The organism is Sinorhizobium saheli (assembly GCF_001651875.1).
GTDB classification, from domain to species: Bacteria; Pseudomonadota; Alphaproteobacteria; order Rhizobiales; family Rhizobiaceae; genus Sinorhizobium; species Sinorhizobium saheli.
Genome location: NZ_LNQB01000076.1, coordinates 41,675 through 58,911 on the forward strand (window position 1 = coordinate 41,675; position 17,237 = coordinate 58,911).

At 64.0% G+C, this 17,237-nt stretch carries 16 protein-coding genes; 7 read left to right on the forward strand and 9 right to left on the reverse strand.

Features of this window, described 5'->3' with window-relative positions:
- Positions 1-54 precede the first annotated feature (54 nt).
- From ATB98_RS17385 to ATB98_RS17395, 3 genes are all read right to left on the reverse strand, one after another.
- Complete coding sequence (locus ATB98_RS17385; protein WP_066875748.1) at positions 55-1,068, reverse strand: TRAP transporter substrate-binding protein; 1,014 nt, start codon at positions 1,066-1,068, stop codon at positions 55-57.
- Between the two features lie 39 nt (positions 1,069-1,107).
- Complete coding sequence (locus ATB98_RS17390; protein ID WP_066875749.1) at positions 1,108-2,388, reverse strand: TRAP transporter large permease subunit; 1,281 nt, start codon at positions 2,386-2,388, stop codon at positions 1,108-1,110.
- Between the two features lie 100 nt (positions 2,389-2,488).
- The gene (locus tag ATB98_RS17395) at positions 2,489-3,040 is read right to left on the reverse strand and encodes a TRAP transporter small permease (protein ID WP_084435534.1); all 552 of its coding nucleotides are present in this window, start codon (positions 3,038-3,040) and stop codon (positions 2,489-2,491) included.
- Between the two features lie 194 nt (positions 3,041-3,234).
- Here ATB98_RS17395 and ATB98_RS17400 point away from each other — a divergent pair, with 194 nt between their 5' ends.
- The gene (locus tag ATB98_RS17400) at positions 3,235-4,281 is read left to right on the forward strand and encodes a LacI family DNA-binding transcriptional regulator (RefSeq protein WP_066875750.1); all 1,047 of its coding nucleotides are present in this window, start codon (positions 3,235-3,237) and stop codon (positions 4,279-4,281) included.
- Between the two features lie 14 nt (positions 4,282-4,295).
- Here the strand turns inward: ATB98_RS17400 and ATB98_RS17405 are convergent, their stop codons facing one another.
- The 4 genes from ATB98_RS17405 to ATB98_RS17415 all read right to left on the reverse strand — a co-directional run bounded on the left by ATB98_RS17405 (position 4,296) and on the right by ATB98_RS17415 (position 9,171).
- A complete protein-coding gene (locus ATB98_RS17405; RefSeq protein WP_066875751.1) occupies positions 4,296-5,543 on the reverse strand; it encodes an ABC transporter substrate-binding protein in 1,248 nt (415 codons plus the stop codon).
- The gene (locus tag ATB98_RS17410) at positions 5,540-7,696 is read right to left on the reverse strand and encodes a putative bifunctional diguanylate cyclase/phosphodiesterase (RefSeq protein ID WP_066875752.1); all 2,157 of its coding nucleotides are present in this window, start codon (positions 7,694-7,696) and stop codon (positions 5,540-5,542) included. Before ATB98_RS17410 ends, ATB98_RS17405 begins: the two co-directional genes overlap by 4 nt.
- 1 nt (position 7,697) lies before the next feature.
- On the reverse strand, positions 7,698-8,027 hold the full coding sequence (locus ATB98_RS29035) for a hypothetical protein (RefSeq protein WP_153436006.1): 330 nt from the start codon (positions 8,025-8,027) through the stop codon (positions 7,698-7,700).
- Positions 8,028-8,295: 268 nt separating this feature from the next.
- Positions 8,296-9,171 (reverse strand): universal stress protein, encoded by an 876-nt coding sequence (locus ATB98_RS17415; RefSeq protein ID WP_066875753.1) that lies wholly within the window; start codon positions 9,169-9,171, stop codon positions 8,296-8,298.
- 277 nt (positions 9,172-9,448) lie between these two features.
- Here ATB98_RS17415 and crcB point away from each other — a divergent pair, with 277 nt between their 5' ends.
- A complete protein-coding gene (gene crcB / locus ATB98_RS17420) occupies positions 9,449-9,838 on the forward strand; it encodes a fluoride efflux transporter CrcB (protein WP_066875754.1) in 390 nt (129 codons plus the stop codon).
- Positions 9,839-9,975: 137 nt separating this feature from the next.
- Here crcB and ATB98_RS17425 read toward each other — a convergent pair whose 3' ends face one another.
- On the reverse strand, positions 9,976-10,407 hold the full coding sequence (locus ATB98_RS17425; protein WP_066875755.1) for a helix-turn-helix domain-containing protein: 432 nt from the start codon (positions 10,405-10,407) through the stop codon (positions 9,976-9,978).
- 335 nt (positions 10,408-10,742) lie between these two features.
- Here ATB98_RS17425 and ATB98_RS17430 point away from each other — a divergent pair, with 335 nt between their 5' ends.
- From ATB98_RS17430 to ATB98_RS17450, 5 genes are all read left to right on the forward strand, one after another.
- Positions 10,743-11,708, forward strand: coding sequence for a helix-turn-helix transcriptional regulator (locus ATB98_RS17430; RefSeq protein ID WP_066875756.1), 966 nt, complete (start codon positions 10,743-10,745; stop codon positions 11,706-11,708).
- 388 nt (positions 11,709-12,096) lie between these two features.
- Positions 12,097-13,086, forward strand: coding sequence for an AraC family transcriptional regulator (locus tag ATB98_RS17435; RefSeq protein ID WP_066875757.1), 990 nt, complete (start codon positions 12,097-12,099; stop codon positions 13,084-13,086).
- Between the two features lie 154 nt (positions 13,087-13,240).
- Positions 13,241-14,602 (forward strand): TadE/TadG family type IV pilus assembly protein, encoded by a 1,362-nt coding sequence (locus ATB98_RS17440; RefSeq protein ID WP_066875758.1) that lies wholly within the window; start codon positions 13,241-13,243, stop codon positions 14,600-14,602.
- On the forward strand, positions 14,599-15,120 hold the full coding sequence (locus tag ATB98_RS17445) for a TadE/TadG family type IV pilus assembly protein (RefSeq protein ID WP_066875759.1): 522 nt from the start codon (positions 14,599-14,601) through the stop codon (positions 15,118-15,120). Before ATB98_RS17440 ends, ATB98_RS17445 begins: the two co-directional genes overlap by 4 nt.
- A gap of 14 nt (positions 15,121-15,134) precedes the next feature.
- A complete protein-coding gene (locus ATB98_RS17450; RefSeq protein WP_066875760.1) occupies positions 15,135-15,704 on the forward strand; it encodes a TadE/TadG family type IV pilus assembly protein in 570 nt (189 codons plus the stop codon).
- Positions 15,705-16,037: 333 nt separating this feature from the next.
- Here ATB98_RS17450 and ATB98_RS17455 read toward each other — a convergent pair whose 3' ends face one another.
- The gene (locus tag ATB98_RS17455; protein WP_066875761.1) at positions 16,038-17,066 is read right to left on the reverse strand and encodes a capsular polysaccharide export protein, LipB/KpsS family; all 1,029 of its coding nucleotides are present in this window, start codon (positions 17,064-17,066) and stop codon (positions 16,038-16,040) included.
- Positions 17,067-17,237 lie beyond the last annotated feature (171 nt).

A 17,237-nucleotide genomic window follows, 5' to 3' on the forward strand; every position in this document is an offset into this window, starting at 1 on the left:
ACAGGGAGGGAGGCACGGGAGCCCTTGGCGGGCTCCCATGCCCATGTTCCGGTTTCAGTTTTCCGCGCGCACGCGCTCGATCGTCTCGGTGAGCGCCTTAACGAGTTCCGGATTGGCGGATGCCGCGAACTTCTCTGCGACGGCCTTGGTCTTCTCGCGAAAGCGGGCGACCTCCTCCGGAGGCAGCTTGGTCACGGTCATGCCGGAGGCGGCAAGCGCCTCGACCGCCTTCTGGTCGGCATCGCGGGAAAGCTGGCGCTGGAAGGCTGCCGCCTCGGTCGCCGCCGCCTGCAACAGGTCCTTCTCGTCCTGGTCGAGCTTTTCCCAGAGCGGCTTCGAGAAGAGCAGCACCATCGGATTGTAGGTGTGGCGCGTGAGCGTGATGTATTTCTGCACCTCGTTGAGCTTGGCCGTCAGGATGCTCGGCGCCGGGTTTTCCTGGCCGTCGACCGTGCCGGTCTCGAGCGCGGTATAGACCTCCGGGAACGGCATCGGCACCGCATTGGCGCCAAGCGCCTGGAACATTTCCAGATAGATCGGCGACTGCACGACGCGGATCTTCAGGCCCTCGATGTCGTCGACCTTCTCGACGGGGCGGCGGCTGTTGGTCAGGTTGCGGAAGCCGAGCTCCCAATAGGCAAGCACGATGAGGTTCTTGTCGGTCAGCTCCTGTGCGAAGGTCTTGCCGACCTCGCCGTCCATGACCGCATCGGCCTCCTTGGTGCTTTCGAAGAGAAAGGGCAGGTCGAGCACGGCGAAATCCGGCGCGAGACTCGCCATCAGCCCGGCGTTCATGACCGACATCTGCAAGAGACCGCCCTGCAGCGCGGCGACCGACTGGAGGTCGCCGCCGAGCATGCCGGCCGGGAAGACCTTGACGTCGATCTTGCCGCCGCTCTTCTCCTTGACGATCTCGGCGAACTTGCGCTGGCCGATGACCAGCGGCGAACCTTCCGCGCCGGCGCTGGCGAAGCGGATCGTCTGTTCGTGGATTTCGGCGCCTGCCGTCAGCGGTGCTGCCGAGGCCAGCATGAGGCCGGCTATGGCTGCCATGAGAGTCTTACGCATATCGCTTCCTCCTTGATACGATGCGAATTCGCTTGCAGATCAGCGCCCGAGCCAGGCGGCAGGTAGCGTGACGAGTTCGGGAAAGGCGATCATCAGCCCCAGCACCACGAGCTGGGCGATCATGAACGGCGTGACGCCCTTGATGACCGTTTCCATGCTGATCCGCGAAACGCCCGCTACCACGTTGAGCACGGTCCCGACCGGCGGCGTGACGAGGCCGATCGAGTTGTTGATGATGAACAGCACGCCGAAATAGATCGGGTCGATGCCGGCCGCCTGAACGACCGGAACAAGCACCGGCGCCAGGATCAGGATGGTCGGTGCCATGTCCATCGCCGTGCCGACGATGACGACGAGGATCATGATCACGAGCATCAGCAGCTTCGGGCTGTCCATAAAGGGCGAAAGGAGCGCCACGACCTGCCCCGGCAGGTCGGCAATAGTGATCAGCCAGGCGGAGACGAGCGCGGCCGCAACGAGGAAGATGACGACGCTCGTCACCTTGGCCGAGGAGACGAAGACCTGGTAGAGCTGACCGAGGCTGAGCTCGCGATAGACGCAGGTGGCGACGAAGAGCGAATAGACGGCGGCAACCACCGCGGCCTCGGTCGGCGTGAACAGGCCGAACTTCAGCCCGAAGATGATGATGACCGGCAGCCCGAGCGCCCAGAGGCTTTCGCGCAGCGCCTCCACCCGCTCCGCGCCGGTCGCACGCGGCCTGAGTTCGACCTCCTCCTTGCGCACCGTCAGCCACCAGGCGACGGCAAGGCCGACGCCGATCATCAGGCCCGGCGCGATACCCGCCATGAACAGCTTGGAGATCGAGAGATTGGCAGTGACGCCGAAAAGGATGAAGGCGATCGAGGGAGGGATGATCGGTCCGATGATCGAGGCGGAGGCGACGAGGCCGGCCGAGCGGGCCTTGTCATGGCCGACCTTGACCATCATCGGCACCAGCAGGGCCCCGAGCGCCGCCGCATCGGCGACGGCCGAGCCGGAAAGCGCTGAGAGAACGCAGGCCGCGATGATCGCGACATAGCCGAGCCCGCCGCGCACATGGCCGACGAGCGCAAGCGCCAGCGCTACGATCCGCTTCGACAGGCCGCCGGCATTCATCACCTCGCCGGCCAGCATGAAGAAGGGAACAGCCAGCAGCGTGAAGCTGTCGGTACCGCTCACGAGGTTCTGAGCGAGGATCTGCGGATCGAACATCGAGAGCTGCAGCATCAGCGCGACGCCGCAGATCAGCAGCGCATAGGCGATCGGCATGCCGATGGCGATCGCGGCGAGAAGGGCTGTGATGAAGACGAGAATTGTCATCGCGGACCAACCTTTGCCGCAGGAGACCGAATGACCCTGTCCGGCCCGGTCGCGGCTGCAAACTCTTCGAGGCGACAGGCGTATGGCGCCGGGCAACCGCTCAGCGGGGGCGAGCGTCGCCGGGCGGCATCTGGGTGATATCGAAATCCTCCTCCGACTCCCTGACGCCGATGAGCTCGTCGTCGCTCATCCGGCCGCTCAGCGAGCGCAGCAGCGACAGGCAGAACCAGGCGGCCGCCAGCGCCGTGAAGATCAGGACCGGCACGAAGAACCAGGCCTGCGAGATGCCCATGACCGGCGTCGTCATGCCGAGATTGATGCCGAACTGTTGCCAGGTGCCGCTGAAAACGAGCCAGGTCGTATAGAGCATCAGGAGGTTGGAAAGCGCGAAGCAGACGATGCGGCCCTTGCGGGAGAGCCGCCGCACCAGCGTGTCGACCCCGAGATGCGCCTGCTCGAACAGCGTCACCGCCGCACCGAGGAAAACCATCCAGACGAACAGGAGCCGCGACAGCTCGTCCGACACCGGGATGCCGGTATTGAAGGCGTAGCGCAGGACGACATTGCCGAAGACGAGCACCAGCATGGCCGCCAGGCAGGCGGCGATGACGAACTGCATCGGGTTCAGCAGGAACTTGCGAATCGCGATCAAGGAAGCCTCCTCCTCAAACGGCTGCTTTTCGTGCATGCGGACACCCTCAATGCCCCACATGCCCACCTCCCGCAGCCGGCTTATGTAAGCGCTTACATAGCAGTTTCACGGCTTCTGTCAACACATCGCAAAAAGACTGGAAAAATATCTGTAAGCGTATACATGTCTAATCGATCGAGGGAGCGTCGGTTCGCATGGCACGTGCAGGCAAAACGAGGAACGGGCAATCGGGAGCGCGGGCACTCGACGTGGCGGCGCTCGCCGGCGTGTCGACGGCGACGGTTTCGCGCGCCTTCAACGCGCCGGAAAAGGTTGCGCCCGAGATACGCGAAAAGGTGCTGAAAGCCGCGACCGAGCTTGGCTGGATGCCGCATCCGGCGGGTGCTGCGCTTGCAAGCCGGCGGACCTGGCTTGCCGGCGTCCTGATCCCCACCCTCGACAACGACGTCTTCGCCTCGCAGGTCGGCGCGCTTCAGACGCGGCTCTCGGCCGATGGCGTCACCGTGCTGATCGGCTGCTCGAACTACGATGCCGACCAGGCGGCCAATCAGGTGCGCACCATGCTGGCGCGCGGCGTCGAGGCGCTCGCCATCGTCGGCGAATCGCACCGGCCCGGCATGTTCGAGACCATTGCGGCGCGCGGCGTTCCCTATGTCGTCACCTATTCGCACCGGCCGGGCTCCCCGCATCCGAGCGTCGGCTTCGACAACGCCGCCGCCTTCCGGCGGATCGCCCGGCATCTCCTTGATCTCGGCCACCGCGATTTCGGGCTGATCCACCAGCCGTCGATCGACAACGACCGCGTCATGGCACGGATCGAGGGCCTGCGTGCGGCACTTGCGGAGGAAGGTCTGGCGCTAAGGCCGCAGCATGTGCGCGAGGGCCCGGCGGCGATTGCCTTCGGCCGCGAGAGCCTGCGCTCGATCATGGAGGCGCCCGGGCCGCGCCCGACGGCGGTGGTTTGCGGAAACGACGCGCTGGCGATCGGCGCGCTCCTCGAAGCGCGCGCGCTCGGCATAAGGGTGCCGGAGGACCTTTCCGTCACCGGCTTCGACGACGTGGCGATGGCCGAGCAGACCGACCCGCCGCTGACCACGATGCGCGTCGACAACGCCGAGATCGGCCGCCAGGCGGCGGATTACCTGCTTACCTGCCTTGCCGGCCGCAACCCCGCTCATCCGCCGCCGCTGGAAAGCCAGTTGATCCTGCGCGCCTCGACCGCCGCCCCTTCGGCCGGCTGACCCGCCGGGGCGGTTCAATTCTGGCTGAGGACATGCTCGAGCCGCCGCTGGGCGGCTTCGACCGAAACAGTCTCGTCGTTGAAGAAATCGGTGAGAACGCCGATCCAGCCTTCGGACATCTGGGTCGGCATCGCCATCGATTGCGCGCTCACGCCGCTCTTCGCCGCAATCATCTCGAGACCGAGGCGGCCGCACCGGTCGAGCCCGCTCGGATCGACGTCCGTGCGCACCGGCAACGAACCCTTGATCCGGCTGAAGGCGAGCTGATTGTCGCGGTCCAGCACCATGCGCGCGAAAGCCTGCTGGGCTTCGGCGGCGCCCTCGCGATTGGTCAGCGGAAAGGCGAAGGCATCGATCACCATGAAATAGGCAATCTCAGTGCCCGGCACAAGGCTGCAGCCGAAATCCCTGTCGACGACGTATCCGCGGGCCGACAACTCGCCCTTGGCCCAGTCGCCCATGAACTGCATGCCGGCCTCGCCGCGTCCGACGGCGGCCGTCGCATCCGCCCATGTCAGGCGGTCGCGCTCGGCAAGCGGCTGGACATAGCGGGACAGGCGCCGCAGCATTTCGAGCGCCTCGGCCATGCGCGGATCGCGCACGATCGTCGGATCGCCCGCGATCGTCCGGCTGTAACCGTCGCTTCCGAGCTTGAAGTGCATGATGTTGTTGAACATCAGGGACACCTCCCAGCGCCCTCCGCCGAGCGCGATGGGCAGCCGGCCTGCGGCCTTGATCTTCTCGGTCGCCGCGAAGATCTCGTCCCAGGTCTGCGGCGCCGCCATGCCGATCTCCCGGAAGATTGCCTCGCTTATCCAGAGCCAGTTCTCCGCATGGACGTTGGTCGGCGCGAAATAGATCTTGCCCTCGTAGCTGATGCGGTCGAGCACCGTGGCCGGCAGGACGTCGCGCCAACGATCCGCCTTCGCCACATCTTCGATGTCGAGCACGATCCCCATTTCCGGCAGTTCGCGCGCGCCCTCATTGGCGTTCCATTGCATCACCGAAGGCGCATAACCATTGGCGACGCGTTCGCTGACGATTCGTTGCACGGCGACCTTGCTTTGCGCCGGCAGGTCGATCCACTGATTGCCGGCAGCCGTCCATGCCTTCCGGTAGACGTCGAGTGCCGCCGCTTCACTCTTGGATATCCAGTAATGCACCACATCGACTGCGCTGAGCCGATCGGCGGCCGCGGCCTGATGCAGGACCGCAAGCGACAGGACCGCCGCCAGGCAAGCCCGCTCGATCCCCCGTTTCACTCCCGCTGCCCTCCCCGGCCGATGCTCACGAGCGCGATCCTCGGCGGTGTCTCGTGCGATGCCGCAACCTTGCCTGCGCGCGGCCAACCGCCGCCCGCCCTGGCAGGGCCGGCGGGCCGCTTCGGCAGCCGCTCGCCGGCGATCGCGGCCGGCTGGGGCCTGGCAAACAGGTAGCCCTGGCCGATTTCGCAGCCGGCATCCATGAGGAAGCGGCGCTGCCCCTCCGTCTCCATGCCCTCGGCGACACAGCGCTTGCCGAGGTTGCGCGAGAGGTCGATCATGGCGCGGATGATCTGCTCGGACCGCGCGTCCGCTCCGATGCCGGCGACGAAGCTCCGGTCGATCTTGATTTCGTCGAAGGGGAAATCGCGCAGGTGCACGAGCGACGCAAATCCGGTCCCGAAGTCGTCGAGGGAGATCGACAGGCCGTGCTCGCGGAAGCGGGTGACGGTCTTGAGGATGTGGTCGGCACAGCGATTGAGGAACACGTCTTCGGTGATCTCGACCGCGAAATCTTTCCACTCCAGGGCGTTTTCCCGGATCGCTTCCGCGAGCAGGCCATAGCCTTCCTCGCCGACGAGAAGGACTTCGGGCAGGTTGACGGAGATGGCCCCCGGAGCGAGCCCCGCCCTCTTCCAGGCGCTGAGATCGCGGCCGACGGCCGCCACCACCGCACGGGTCATGCCGCGGATGAGATGCGTTCCTTCCATCAAGGGCAGGAAGCGCCCGGGAGGCAATATGCCAAGCTGCGGATGCTGCCAGCGCACCAGCGCCTCGAAACCCAGGTGCTCGCCCGTCAAGAGGTCGACCTTCGGCTGATAATGCACCACAAACTCGTTGCGATCGGCCGCCAGCACGAGGGCAAGGGAAAGCTGGTTCTGCTCTAGCCGGCGCGCAAGCGCCGCCTCGTCGAAGATGACGGCGGTGTTGCGGCCGCTCTTGGCGGTGTAGAGCGCAAGGTCGACGACGCGCATGAGGCTCGATGCATCCGAGGCATGACTGGGCACCACGGCACCACCGATGCTCGCCGAAGCCTGCAGGTTGCGCCCGTCGAAGGGAATGTCGGCCGCGATGGCATGAACGGCGTGGCCGGCGACGGTCGCAAGCATCGCTTCGTCGGATATTCCCGGCAACAGCACGGCAAATTCGTCGCCGCCGAGCCGCGCGATGACATCGCCGGACCGGAAGGTCTTCAGGAGCGCCTGGGCAACGTGGCGGAGCACGGCGTCGCCGGCCGGATGGCCGAGGCCGTCATTGATGCTCTTGAAGCGATCGAGGTCGACCAGCAGCATCGAAAAGCCGGTGCCGGTCCGCTCCAGCTCGGCGAAGAGGTTGCCGAGCGCAAGATTGAACGAGGAGCGGTTGTTGAGCCCGGTAAGCGCGTCGGTGTGGGCAAGTAGCGTCAGCCGCTTCTCGAAAGCCATCACTCGGCGATGTTCGTTGCGAAGCTTCTTCAGGAGCGGGCTGAACAGCAGGGCGCTTGCCAGGATGACGGTGGCCGCGATGAGTGCGAGAAGGCCGGCGCTCATCACCTTGGCATTGTCGATGCTGACGCCGCTGCGGTCGTGGGCGTGGCGGATGAGGTCTCCGAACTGGCGCACAAGGATACTGTCGGAAGCAACGGCGAAGTCGATCGGTCCCCAGAAGGAGTAGCGCTCGCGCCGGTCTTGCGTGCTGGCATCCGCCACTTTCGCGGCCCGTTTCAGGAAGTCTTCCAGGCGCTCGTTGAGCTCGAGGCGCAACTGCTCGGATATTTCGTCGCGGGGAATGAGCCACTCCAGGAGGTTCTGGCCGATGCTGCGGTGCAGCTCTTCCAGTTGCCAGCTCATGGCGCGGATGTCGTCTATGGCGCGACGGATGTCGCCGCGCATCGGACCGGTGATGTGTTCCGGCAGGTTGGGATCGGCGGAGGCGCGCATGAGCGCGCGCGTCTGGGTGGAAAGCTGCTGGAACCGGATGAACTGGTTGCTGGTCAGAAAGCTGATGTTCTGCTGCAGCCCATGGCGCTCGAGAGCGACCATCACCGTCAGATACGTGGCCGCAATCAGCAGCGTCACGACGATGACGGCGTGGGCATAGTGCCGGCCTATCGATCGAATGTATTGCTCGACCGAATGACGAGGCTTGTTCACCGGCCTCGAAAACCAAGACATCTTATCGGCCCACTGCCTGGCTCGTCACCGCCGAAAGATCGATCGCGCGTCCGTCCGGTTCCAACCCGCCGCCGCTCATCCGGTCTCCACTGCGAACCCGCAGCCGCGGCTCTGACAACGCTGAATGGATTTGATCGAGTTGAAGGGCGATCGCGAGCATGGCGTCGCGCGCACGCTCCAAATCGGCGGCCCGGGCGCGGTCTTCAGGCGCATTGGCCGGGAAGACAACGATGTTCGACGCTTCGCGTGAACCGGCAGATTGGCGTTCCGGGCCGTTCACGCGCCCGGCGCCATCAGTGGCTGCAATGGGGGGTCGGCTCAGCGCAATCATATCATTCCTCATTCACGTCTCGGCGCGTCGCTCCCCTTGGGGAAGCAATGCCCCGCATTCTGATATTCCACTAATCTAAATTAACGTCCTAACAGATACTTAAGCCTGCAAGGCTTTGCATCCTTTGCAAGATTCGGCTGCGCTTTTTGTGCTGATCCTGCACTTTTCGGATAGCGGCCGCCGAACGAACGAAAGCCCCGAGGCGGGTCGCGCGATGGCCTGGTCCGCATCGACAGCTCAACTTAGCGGAGCGCCCTTTGAGCCGCGTCTAATGCTTCATCATCAGCGGCAAGGGTCTATGGGCGAGCAGATATCGCGTGTCACGGCCGAGAATGAGCTCGATGAGATATCCATGCCGGTAGGCGCCGATCAGGAGACAGGTCGCATCGACGGTGGCGGCAAAATCAAGGATCGCTTTCCCGACGGGGCGGCCTTGCGAGCGGATGGAGACGACGTCGCCTGCGAGGTCGAGTTCTGCGAGAAGTTCGCTCGCCGTGGACTGATGGTTTTCATCGACACAGAGGACCGTGATCCGCTCGGCGGAAGCGAGCCAGGGCCTGGCCGCCACCACCGCCCCGCGGACGTTAGCATGCGGCCTCCAGCCGATCACGACATGCCGCAGCAGATGGCCGGCATAAGCGCCCGCGGGCGGCACGAGCACCAGCTTGCCTTCGTTGAAGAGCACGTCATGAAACGCATCGCGGGCATCGAGGCTGCCGCGGGCCGGCATCACGACCAGCGCGCTTTCGCGGCATTCGCCAGCAACGCAGCGACCGAGATCGCCGCGGCAATCCTTGAACCGGAACGGCTTTCGGTCGGGACTTGCCTGTTTCCAGTCCTCGAACACGCGCGAGACGCATTCGAAGCGGTGCTGCGGCGAGCCTTCATCCAGATCCCTGAGCCGCTGCAGATCGATCTCCTCGGGCGCCGCAATCATCCTCTCCGGGTCCGCCCCGATATGCGCGGCCGCCATGTTCCCGCGAACGGCGCGTGCGGCATCCTCGGCCATGTCCAGGCAGGCCCGGGCGCTCGCCGGGTCCGGCAGCAAGGCAAGGACATCTGCCCTGGGATGGGACGGGGAACCCCGCTCGGCCGGGGCGGCCGGCAACTCCGTCGTCTCCCCCTGATCGGGCGCCTCGTTCATAACGCTCTCCCGGCGCGATGCGGCCACTTCGCCTGGCCCCTTCCGCAAGACTGCGCCGACGAGGTGGTGGCAACGACTGATACTATGCCCGCCTCGATTGACGGGCAATGCCGCAGGTCGCGACAAGCCAGGCCGGCGCAATATTGACGGGAGCAGACTCGTCTTTGTAAGGGGTAGCGTATCGGCGGGTTGCCCGCCCGCGCCGCCGAGGCCGATCGCCCCGGCGCGCGACCGCAGCAGAAGGGCGCGAAAGCGATACTACCGGAAGGTTCTGGCGATGGCCTATTTGATCGTTTTTCTCGGCGCCGGACTGGGTGGTGCGATGCGTCACGGCGCCAACCAGCTCGCGGCCCTTCTGCTCGGCGTCGCCTTCCCCTATGGCACGCTGGCGGTGAACGTCGCCGGCTCGTTCATCATGGGTCTTCTCGCCGAATACTTCGCCCTGCGCGGTGAGCTGCCGCAGGAGGTGCGCCTGTTCCTCACCACGGGCGTGCTCGGCGGCTTCACGACCTTCTCCACCTTCTCGCTCGACACGATCAGCCTGTGGGACCGGGGCCAAAGGTTGGACGCCGCCCTCTATGCCGCCTCCTCCTTCGCCTTTTCGCTCATCGGTCTCGTTGCCGGACTGATGCTCGTGCGTCTCCTGGTAGAGGGCCAGGCGGCCTAAGAGCCGGATGCGCTCACATGCGTTCGCGCCGCCGCTCCATCCGTTTGTTTTGCCGCATTTGCGCAACGTCAGGTGATTCCACCTGACTGCAAAATGATCTGAGGCCGCATGCCGGTGGTTCAGATCGTTGGCGGGCGCTATTCCTCGGACATCTCCGGCTCCATCTTCGCCAGCGACTTCGTCAGCGCCACGATCTTCCGCCGGACCTGCATATCGGGCACCCTGAGGAATGCCCGATTGAGCGCCATGCCCTCCTCGGTCGCCAGAAACTGCAGCATCTCGTCGCTGGAGAGGGCGGCGCCATCATTATTCGCGCCTTGCGGCACCGACGGCGCCCCCTCGAAGAAGTAGCTGACGGTGACGCCCATCACCTCGGCCGCACGCTGAAGGCGGCTTGCCCCCATCCGGTTGATGCCCTTTTCGTATTTCTGCACCTGCTGGAAGGTCACGTCGAGCGCTTCACCGAGCTTCGTCTGACTCCAATCCAAGGCGAGACGGCGCAAACGAATCCGGTTGCCCACATGCGCGTCGATCGCGCTCGGTCCTTTCTTGTTCGTTCGCTCCCGCATTAGCCCTTCATCCTCATGTTATGACTTTCGCATGCTCCAGTTGAATGGTTCCTCTCGCGATCGATGGCGCAGTACAAACTGCTCTGATCGGAATCGATCTCGAATTGACGGAACCTTTTTCCTGAATATGTCCACCGGAATACAAAAGACATACGAAGGCATACTCATTCCTATCCGGTTAGCGCATGACGTATCCCCGCAGCGATAATATTCATCCGCATAGATAGAGATTCATAATCACTAATGCTTACTCCCGGCTGCAAGCGGCGAGGCGGACCGCGGCCGGCCGACGCCGGACGGTGCCGTCGCCGCGCCAAGGCAGGACAGGGTTGTGGATGTCGCATCGGTCAAGCACAGTGTTCCAGGGAAACGATCCCGACGAACTTGCGGCTGCGCTTTCGACACCCCGTTCGCCGATCATCGTCGAGCCGCTCGGCGGAGGACCGTTGGCCTTTCGCGGCGAATTCTTCACCGCCGGCCCGATGACCTTCGGTGACTGCGCCTACCAGGGCGACATTCGTTGCCAGCGCCTCGCCGCAAGCGGTCGGCTGCTCGTTTTCCTGCCGATCGAGGGCGACGCTCTTTTCGACAACGGCCGCGACGAACTTCACTCGGCACCCGGCCACGCCACGATCGTCGACGGCACACGCAACGCACGCGGCGAGCTCTACGGCTCGCGTCGGCATCTCACCACTTTCATCGACAACGACAGGCTAACCGCCCTCCTGGCAGCCATGATCGAGCGGCCGGTCGAGGGAAGCCTCGAGTTTACCCCTCGCCTCGACGTCGATACCGGCGCCGGCCAGATGCTGACGCAATTGGTCGAGACGGCATGCCGGGGCTTGCGGGGGGATGCGCCGTTGCGCCGGGCGCCGTTGGCGCTCAGTGCGCTCGGCGACGCCGTCGCCCATCTGCTCCTCGAAGCCGTTCCGCACCGCTATTCCGACGAGCTCGGGCGGCCGGCCGCCCTGCCCGCCCCGCGTCATGTGAAATGGGCGATCGAATTCATGCACGCCCATCTCGGCGACCCGATCACCATTGCCGACGTCGCCGCGGCGGCGCGCGTCAGCGTGCGCACGCTGCAGCAGGGCTTTCGGCAGTTCCGGGCGACGACACCCATGGCCTATCTGCAGGAACTGCGCCTCGCAGCCGCGCACCGCGAATTGACCAGCGCTCCCGCCACGACGACGGTGGCTGATGTCGCCTTCCGGTGGGGCTTCGGCCATCTGGGCCGTTTCGCCGCCGACTACAAGAAGCGCTTCGGGCAAACGCCGTCGCAAACATTGCGCAAGTGGCGGTAGAGCATTTTGCAATCAGGGAATCACCTGACGTCGCACAAATGCGGCAAAAACAAACAGATAGAGCGGTGGCGCGAACGCATGTGAGCGCATCCCGCCCTAGAGCGCGTCGCGTTCAATCGAGTCCCCGTGGACGTCAAGCCGTTGTTTTTGTGCCGGCGCGTGCCGGAACGCGGTCATATCCAATTTGTGCGGTTTTCGGCTGATTTTCTCGCATTCCGGACAACGCGCGCAGAATAAGAGTTTACGCGGACGCTAATGTACGCTTATTTGTATGATAATATGCAGGCGTTGGACGCCTGTAGGAAGGAGGTGGCGTGGACCTGATCACCGTATCGGCGCCATTCGGCGTGTTGTTGGCGGATGCGCGCCGTGTCTTTCCAGGCCGATAATGAGGTACGTTCCTCAACGCCAGTCGTTCCGGATCGTCGAGGCTGATGCCGACGAGATGACGGAACATTATGCAAGAACCTTGTCGCCCGCAAAGGTTGAGCCGCTGGTGCGCGGCCGACGCATCCTGGTCGAGGACCGGCATTATTCAGCCGGCCCTTTCAGCATCTGGAGCGGCAAGTGCCATTCGGGAATGAAGGTGACGTTCTCGGAGCCGTCGGATGTCTACGTCCTTTACATTCCGCTATCGAGCGCAATGGAGATCGATGCCGGCCGCATGCGCCTCACATCGGATTCCGGAGCGCTGCTGATCGGCAACATGTCGCGCTTCGAGAAGCTGACAATTCACGAGAATCGCGGCCATATCGGCATCGCCTTCGACAAATGCGCGATGGTTTCCCAACTCAGCGAGTTGCTCGACATGCCCATCCTCAACGATATCGAGCTTTCGGCGACGGTGGAGATGTCGTCGCCTCTCGGCTCGCGACTGGCCGCGCTCGGGAATCTGCTCTGGGACTGCTTCGATGTGGAGCCGGACGATCGCGTTTCAGCCATCGCGGCCGATCACCTTTTCCGCGCCGCGATGGTCACGATTCTCGAATCCGTCCCCCACAATTACAGCGAGCGGCTGGCCCGCCCGGTATCGCCCGCGATGCCGCGCAACCTGAAAAGGGCGATCGAGTACATGGTCGCTAACATCGCGCAGCCGATGAGCGTCGCCGACATAGCCCGAGAGGCCGGCACCAGCGTCCGTGCCTTGCAGGCGGCCTTCCAGCAGTTCAAGGATACGACTCCGTTGAGCTTTCTGCGCCAGATGCGGCTGGAGGGCGCCCGCCGTGCGCTTGCCGACGAGAGCAATACCTTCGCGATCGCCGAAGTCGCACGGGCCTGGGGCTTCACCCACATGGGGCGGTTTTCGGCCGTATACCACGAGGCCTTCGGCCAGACTCCGTCGGAGACCGCGAGGCTGCGCGGCAAGCGCAGGGGTTGACGCGACGTCCCTTTCAAGGCGCCGCTCGCTCATTCCTGCGCGATACGGATAGCGTCGCGTCAATCGGATAGCGCCAGCCCATTCTAATTTACGCCCGGATAATATTTTTCCGTGAAGCATCCGTTTTCAAAGAAACGGAAGTGGCTGGCAGCACATGCGTCTCAATTTCGGGCCCCTGCGTCCCTGGATCGCCAAGCGCATAGCGGCGATGCTCGCCGACCGCGGCGGCAACGTGGCGATCACGGTCGCGCTCTGCATCGTGCCCATGATCCTCGCGGTCGGAGCCGGACTCGACTACGCCCGCGCCTACAATGTCCAGAACAAGATGCAGTCGGACCTCGACGCCGCGCTCGTTGCCGCCATCAAGCAGATCGACGAATACGACGAGGACGAGATCGCCGAAAAGATCAAGGAATGGTTCGACGCCCAGGCCGACCGGCAGGATTCGACCTATGACCTAACCTCGATCAAGGTGGACAAGAGCGGCCACACGATCAGCGCCTCGGCCGCCGGAACGGTGCCGACGACGCTGATGACACTGGCCAACATCAAGACCGTCCCGGTCGGGGTCATCAGCGCGATCGAAGGACCGGCGACCTCGTACCTCAATGTCTACATCGTCCTCGACAAGTCGCCCTCGATGCTGCTTGCGGCGACGAGCCAGGGCCAGTCGATGCTGCGCGCGGACCCGAACATACAATGCGAGTTCGCGTGCCACAGCGCAGACGATCCGGTGAAGACGAACAAGAAGGGGGCGATTCTGGCGCCAACCTATTACGACTACATCAAAAGTCTCGGCGTGAAACTGCGCACCGATGTCGCGCTGGACGCCGTCGAAGAAGTCCTCAACATGATCGATGACGCCGATCAAGACCATTCGAGGATCAAGGTCGGCCTTTATAGTCTCGGCGAGGACATATCTGAAGTTTTGGCCCCCACCTATTCCACGAGCGCCGCACGGAAGAAGCTGTTACAAGATGAGAGCGGACTGACAAGTGCAACCTCTACGGAGGCCACATATTTCCACATCGCCCTCAAGGGGTTGAAGAAAAAGGTCGGGGAGGCGGGCGATGGCGCGTCGGCCAGTTCGCCGCTGAAGCTCGTTCTCCTGCTAACGGATGGTGTCCAGTCGCACCGCGACTGGGTCATCAAGGATAACGGCAGAAATTGGGGCCGGGTTACGCCGCTCAATCCGGACTGGTGCGATTATCTCAAGGACAAGAAGGCGACCTTGGCCGTACTCTATACGGAATACCTCGCCATTCCTGACGACTGGGGTTACAGGGAAACTCTGGCGAAGTCGATGTCAAACAGCAAGTGGACGACGACCTGGGGCGGCACGCTGCACAACGGCGTGAGCGGCAATACCGCCAGGCGGGACTATATCCCCACCGCGCTGCAGGACTGCGCCTCCTCCTCCGACCTCTTCATCTCGGCCGCATCGGAAGACGAGATCGCCAAGGGACTTTCCAGCCTCTTCACTCAATATCTGACTTCCGTTCGGCTCACCCAATGACGCAGCGTTCACTGCTCAGGCGCCTTTTGCGCGACCGATCGGGCGTGGCGGCGATCGAATTCGCGCTCCTCGCCCTGCCGACATTCGTGCTGATCTTCGGCATCCTCGAATGCGCGGCGATGTTCTTCGTCGATTCCGCGCTCGATGCCGCGGTTCACAAGTCCGCGCGCCTCATCCGCACGGGCCAGGCGTCCGACGACGGCATGGGAATGGCTGAGTTCAAGAAGGAGATCTGCGGCAACCTTCTCTATCTTCTCGACTGCTCGGACAGCCTGCTGGTGGCGGTCAACACGCTCAGCGACTCCTCCTCCTCCGGCGCTATGAAGGCGATCGACAACAGCGGAACGGTCGCGATCACCCAAGGCTTCGATATCGGGCACGGCAGCGATTACGTCATGGTCCAGGCCTTCCTGCCCTGGTCGCCGATCGTCAGCCTCTATTCGCTCTCGAGCCACAAGCTCGCCGACGGCAGTTACCTGCTCGGTGCCTCGGTCCTGTTCCGCAACGAGCCGTTTTAATCGCAGGAAGCCGGATGAGACCGCACACGACACGCATTTCCCACCCTCTCGAGCGCCTCGGCGGAAACCGGGACGGCGCATCCGCAATCGAATTCGCGCTTCTGCTGCCGCTGATGCTGCTGCTTCTTGCCGGGCTGGTCGATCTCGGCCAGGGACTGACCGTTCGCAGGAAGATCAACCAGATCGCCTCGACCACCAGCGAGATCATTGCCATGCAGACGAGTTGGAGCGATGCGAGCGTCGCCAGCATCCTGTCGGGCGTGAGCTCCATTCTGGATCCCTATGATTCGAGCGAGCTGAAGGTGGTGTTGTGCGTGGTCGACATCGACAAGAAGGGCGTCGAGAAGGTGAACTGGTCAGCGGCCCGCGGCACCGCCGCGCTTGCCGCCGGACAGGCGTCGCCGGTCGAGATCCCGGATGAGCTGCAGGAAAAGGGCGTACAGATGGTCGTAACGCGCGTCCAATACAAGTTGGACACGATCTTCTCCGGCCTGTTTGAAAGCTTCACGGGGGCCGGTGCCTATGAATTCGACCAGAATTTCTTCGTCCGGCCGCGAAACGGCGACACGATTACCTATGAGTGAAAACGGCACGGCGACAATTCACAGGATGTTTACTCTAACCTGCCGCGATCGAGCTCAACTCGGGGAGCGAGAGTACCGGAATGATGCATGCGCTTTATTTTAGCGCTTGCAATTATGCGCCGAACGGACACGGCACGCGCATAGCGGATAAAGATCGGCGCACGAGGCAATAGCCTGCGCCGGCTCCTCAGCTTACAGTCCTCTTCGTGGGGTACAGGCAGCCTTGGGCATGATGCCCCGGGTATCGTGCCAGCGGTCAAGTCGCCGCTGGCACGTTGCCTCCCGTCGGCCATGGCGGCACATGCTTCCTCTTCTGAACGTCGTCTTCGCGGGCTATGCCCGCCCTCGCCGGGCGAGCTCGGCGACCAGCAGATCGATCGCCGTAAAGACATCCATCGGTTCCCAACTGGTGGGGTTGCGGTAGCTCGGGTAATGCCCCAGCGCCGCCGCCGTGAGCTGGTCGACCGACGGCCTCGCGCTCGCCCGCCTTGCCAGAGCGGGCAACGCGGCCGGGCCGCCCCTGTCCTCCGTCAGCCCCCATCCCGCATAGAACGGCACGGCGTAGCAACGCACCGGTATGCCGCGCAGCAGGGCATCGAAGCCGACCTGGCTGGAGACCGTCCAGACCTCGTCGACCACGTCGAGGATCGAGGCAACCGAAACCTTGTCGGCGAGAAGGACGACCCCGGTCGTCCTTCCGGCGCGTTCGGTGATGTAGCCCCTGCGATAACCGGCCATGACGTCGGGGTGGGTCCGCACCACGCATTGGGTGCCGCTTTCAAGCGCATCGTTCAGCATCCGGTCGAAGGAGCGGCGGCTTCCGAGTGCGCGCGGTACCGAGACATCGCCGTGGACCTGATCCACGAGCAGGATCCGCCGCCGATGGCTCGGCTCGATGGCCGGCTGGCGGTGCGGCAGGTTGTTGTATTTCGACAGTTTGTGGCGAACCATTTGCTCGCGGATCTGCTTTCCGGCGCCGTCCACGCCGCCCGCCGCTGCCGCGATCAGTCGTTCGAGGCGCGACGGCCGCCCGCCGTCGACCGGCAGCGCCAGATCGTCGACGATGATCGAGACCGGCGCCCCGCCGTCCTTGCCGAGGGCGACTGAACGCAGGAACCCGTCCTCCAGGTGCCAGTGCGGCAATCGCCGCATCCGGGCGATCGCCATCGCGCTCTGCGCCGGAATGCGGCCGCCCCAGGAGACGATGCCTTCGATGCCGGGCGTCAGCGTCGAGGCAAGCGGCCGATCGCTGAAATAGCGGCCGAGCCAGGGAAAGGCCCGGCGCACGAAGAAGGTCGCGCCGAGCTTCATGCCGGGCTGCGGCCACCAGGCCTTGTCCGCCGCCTCGGGCAAACCGTCCATAGCTTGCAACACTTCCCCTGCCTGCTCTCTCTTCCAAGGGTTCGGGCGCGATGCGGGCGAAAACCGCCCGCATCCCGCTCCGACTTCGCAGGACAGAAATCAGGTTGAGCCCGCAAATGCAATCGTCAATGCGGCCGCAGCACGGCTCTTGACAGCGGAAGCGTGCTGCCC

Bases quoted from the DNA above. Each gene is read 5' to 3' on its own strand.
- ATB98_RS17385 (WP_066875748.1), bottom strand. From the start codon at position 1,068: ATGCGTAAGACTCTCATGGCAGCCATAGCCGGCCTCATGCTGGCCTCG.
- ATB98_RS17390 (WP_066875749.1), bottom strand. From the start codon at position 2,388: ATGACAATTCTCGTCTTCATCACAGCCCTTCTCGCCGCGATCGCCATC.
- ATB98_RS17400 (WP_066875750.1), top strand. From the start codon at position 3,235: ATGGCACGTGCAGGCAAAACGAGGAACGGGCAATCGGGAGCGCGGGCA.
- ATB98_RS17410 (WP_066875752.1), bottom strand. From the start codon at position 7,696: ATGTCTTGGTTTTCGAGGCCGGTGAACAAGCCTCGTCATTCGGTCGAG.
- ATB98_RS29035 (WP_153436006.1), bottom strand. From the start codon at position 8,027: ATGATTGCGCTGAGCCGACCCCCCATTGCAGCCACTGATGGCGCCGGG.
- ATB98_RS17415 (WP_066875753.1), bottom strand. From the start codon at position 9,171: ATGAACGAGGCGCCCGATCAGGGGGAGACGACGGAGTTGCCGGCCGCC.
- crcB (WP_066875754.1), top strand. From the start codon at position 9,449: ATGGCCTATTTGATCGTTTTTCTCGGCGCCGGACTGGGTGGTGCGATG.
- ATB98_RS17425 (WP_066875755.1), bottom strand. From the start codon at position 10,407: ATGCGGGAGCGAACGAACAAGAAAGGACCGAGCGCGATCGACGCGCAT.
- ATB98_RS17430 (WP_066875756.1), top strand. From the start codon at position 10,743: ATGTCGCATCGGTCAAGCACAGTGTTCCAGGGAAACGATCCCGACGAA.
- ATB98_RS17435 (WP_066875757.1), top strand. From the start codon at position 12,097: ATGAGGTACGTTCCTCAACGCCAGTCGTTCCGGATCGTCGAGGCTGAT.
- ATB98_RS17440 (WP_066875758.1), top strand. From the start codon at position 13,241: ATGCGTCTCAATTTCGGGCCCCTGCGTCCCTGGATCGCCAAGCGCATA.
- ATB98_RS17445 (WP_066875759.1), top strand. From the start codon at position 14,599: ATGACGCAGCGTTCACTGCTCAGGCGCCTTTTGCGCGACCGATCGGGC.
- ATB98_RS17450 (WP_066875760.1), top strand. From the start codon at position 15,135: ATGAGACCGCACACGACACGCATTTCCCACCCTCTCGAGCGCCTCGGC.
- ATB98_RS17455 (WP_066875761.1), bottom strand. From the start codon at position 17,066: ATGGACGGTTTGCCCGAGGCGGCGGACAAGGCCTGGTGGCCGCAGCCC.